2 protein-coding genes are annotated in these 3266 nt (G+C 68.7%); one reads left to right on the forward strand and one right to left on the reverse strand.

What is annotated here, in order from left to right; genetic code table 11:
* The first annotated feature begins 26 nt into the window (after positions 1-26).
* Entirely contained in the window at positions 27-2123 is a 2097-nt protein-coding gene (locus ACYP33_RS07805) for a phosphocholine-specific phospholipase C (protein ID WP_459620814.1), read from the forward strand.
* 92 nt (positions 2124-2215) lie between these two features.
* Here ACYP33_RS07805 and ACYP33_RS07810 read toward each other — a convergent pair whose 3' ends face one another.
* The gene (locus tag ACYP33_RS07810; RefSeq protein WP_459620816.1) at positions 2216-3058 is read right to left on the reverse strand and encodes an NAD-dependent epimerase/dehydratase family protein; all 843 of its coding nucleotides are present in this window, start codon (positions 3056-3058) and stop codon (positions 2216-2218) included.
* Positions 3059-3266: the final 208 nt, after the last annotated feature.

Raw genomic sequence — 3266 nt, forward strand, 5'->3', positions numbered from 1 at the left:
CATCCCCGCCGCACAGGAAGAGCACCATGACGACGAAGCATCGCCGTGACTTTCTGCGCCTCGCCGCCGGCACTGCCGGCGCCGCCGCGCTCAGCGTTTTCCCCCCCGTGATCCGCAATGCCCTCGCGATTCCCGCGAACCGCCGCACGGGCACGATCCGCGATATCGAACACATCGTGATCCTGATGCAGGAAAACCGCTCGTTCGACCATTACTTCGGCACGCTGCGCGGCGTGCGGGGCTTCGGCGATCCGCGTCCGCTGGTGCAGCAGAACGGCAAGTCGGTGTTCCATCAGCCGGCCGGCCTCGGCGAAGTGCTGCCGTTCCACCCGGGCGCCGACAACCTCGGCATGCAGTTCATCCAGGATCTGCCGCACGGCTGGCAGGACATGCACGCGGCGTGGAACCACGGCCGCTACGACCAGTGGGTGCCGAACAAGGGCACCACCTCGATGGCCTACCTGCAACGCGGCGACATCCCGTTCCATTACGCGCTGGCCGATGCGTTCACGATTTGCGACGCGTACCACAGCTCGATCCCCAGCTCGACCGATCCGAACCGCTACTACATGTGGACCGGCTACGTCGGCAACGACGGCCAGGGCGGCGGCCCGGTGCTCGGCAACGACGAGCTCGGCTACGGCTGGACCACCTACCCCGAGGTGCTGGAAAAGGCCGGCGTGTCGTGGAAGATCTATCAGGACGTGGGCGAAGGCCTGAACGCGGCCGGCTCGTGGGGCTGGACCAGCGACAACGCCTATATCGGCAACTACGGCGACAACTCGCTGCTGTACTTCAACCAGTACCGCAACGCGCAGCCGGGCAACCCGCTGTACGACAAGGCCCGCACCGGCACCAACATCAGCCAGGGCGGCACGCTGTTCGACGTGCTGAAGGCCGACGTGGCCGCCGGCACGCTTCCGCAGGTGTCGTGGATCTGCTCGCCGGAAGCCTATTCGGAACACCCGAACTGGCCGGCGAACTACGGCGCGTGGTATGTCGAGCAGGTGCTCGCCACGCTGACGTCGAACCCGGAAGTCTGGAGCAAGACGGCGCTGTTCATCACCTACGACGAAAACGACGGTTTCTTCGACCACGTGCCGCCGCCGTTCGCGCCGCAATCGCGCGACAACGGCCTGTCGACGGTCGCCACCACCAACGAGGTGTTCCCCGGCGACGCCTCGCACATGGCCGGCCCGTACGGCCTCGGCCCGCGCGTGCCGATGATGGTCGTGTCGCCGTGGACCAAGGGCGGCTGGCTCTGCTCGCAAACCTTCGATCACACCTCGCTGCTGCAATTCATCGAGGCGCGATTCGGCAGCCAGTACGACATCGTGGCCAGCAACGTGTCGCCGTGGCGCCGCGCCGTGTGCGGCAACCTGACCTCGGCGTTCGACTTCCGCGATCCGGACGCGCGCGTGCCGAACCTGCCGGACACGAGCGGCTACGCGCCGCCCGACCGCACCACGCACCCGAGCTACGTGCCGCTGCCGCCGGCCTCGCAGGCCGTGCCGAAGCAGGAAAGCGGGCTGCGCCCGGCGCGTGCCCTGCCCTACGAACTGTTCACGTACGGCCGCGTCGACGCGTCCACCGGCAAGTTCAAGCTGACGTTCGCCAACACCGGCAACGCCGGCGCCGCGTTCCAGGTGCAGGCCGCGAACCGCGTCGACGGCCCGTGGGCCTATACGGTCGAAGCGCGCCGCCGCCTGTCGGACAGCTGGAGCACGGCCGCCACGCTCGGCCTCTACGACCTGTCGGTGTACGGCCCGAACGGCTTCCTCTGCCAGTTCCGCGGCACCACCTCGGCCGGCGACGGCCGCACGCCGAACCCCGAAGCGCTGTACGGCTACGACGTGATCAACGGCAACCTGACGCTGCGCCTGTCGAACCGCGGCAGGACGCCGGTGCGGCTGACCGTCAGCAACGCCTACACCGGCACGACGCGCAACGTCGAACTGTTCCCGGGCCAGCGCCTCGACGAGTACGTCGACCTGCGCGGCAGCCACGGCTGGTACGACCTGACCGTCAGCGACGGCACCACCGCCGGCTTCCTGCGCCGCTTCGCCGGCCACGTCGAGACGGGCCGCGCCAGCACCAGCGATCCGGCGATCGCGACGGTGTAAACGGCAACGGCGCCCGCTGCGAATCGCAACGGGCGCTGTGCCGATGTCCTGCCGCCCCGCGGCCGTGCGAACGGCCGCGGGGCTTCGTTTTTTCAGTGCGTGATCTTCGGCTCGTCCATCGGCTCGCCGACCACGAAGCCGCCGCCCTGATAGCGCTGCGCCGGATCGTCGAGGTTGCTGTCCGGGCCGCTGGCCGGGAACAGGTGCTCGAACGGCGTGGAGCTGTCCTGCGGGCGATAGCCGAGGAACGCCGCCTTGGCGTTGTCGATCCACTTGGTGCGGTTGTCCGACACGCCATAGACGATCGCGTGGCCGACGCGGTTCGTCATCAGCGAGCAGCGCACCAGTTCGATGAAATCGCGGAAGCTCAGGAACGTGACCAGCATGCGCGGGTTCCTCGGCGCCTCGAACGACGAGCCGATCCGCAGGCACACCGTCTCCAGGCCGAAGCGGTCGAAGTAGTAGCGCGACAGCGATTCGCCGAAGCACTTGGTCACGCCGTACAGCGAATCGGGGCGGGCCGGCGAATCGACATCCACGACTTCCGTGACGGGGTGGAAGCCGACCACGTGGTTCGAGCTGGCATAGACGATGCGGCGCACGCCGAACTGATGCGCGGAGGCGTAGAGGTTGTAGACGCCGCGGATGTTCGCCTCGATCAGCGCGTCGAACGGCGCGTCGACCGAGATGCCGCCGAGGTGGACGATCGCGTCGACGCCGTCCACCAGCGCGTTGACGGCCGCGCGGTCGGCCAGGTCGGCCACCACCGCTTCCTCATGGGCCGCCGTCTCGCCGAGCGGCGCGATGTCGGTGACGCGGACGATGTCGGCCCAGTCGCCGAGCGCGGCGCGCAGTTGGCGACCGAGGTTGCCGGCGGCACCCGTCAGCAGCAGGCGGCGGAACGGCTTGGCGGGCGTGGAAGTCGGCGAAGTCACGGCGGGGTCCTCTCTCGGTGTCGGGGTGAGACGTTGCAGCGCCCGGCGCGGGACGCACCGGGGCATGAAAACGCGATCTTATACGACGACTGACGTATCAGCTACCAGCGAGAACCCGTAGCCGCCGCACGACAGCGCTGGTCGACCGATGACCGCGCAGATGGACGAAGGCGCCGCGCCGGCCCCCCATCGGGGGAGCCGGCGCAGC

This window comes from Burkholderia sp. 3C (assembly GCF_054589155.1).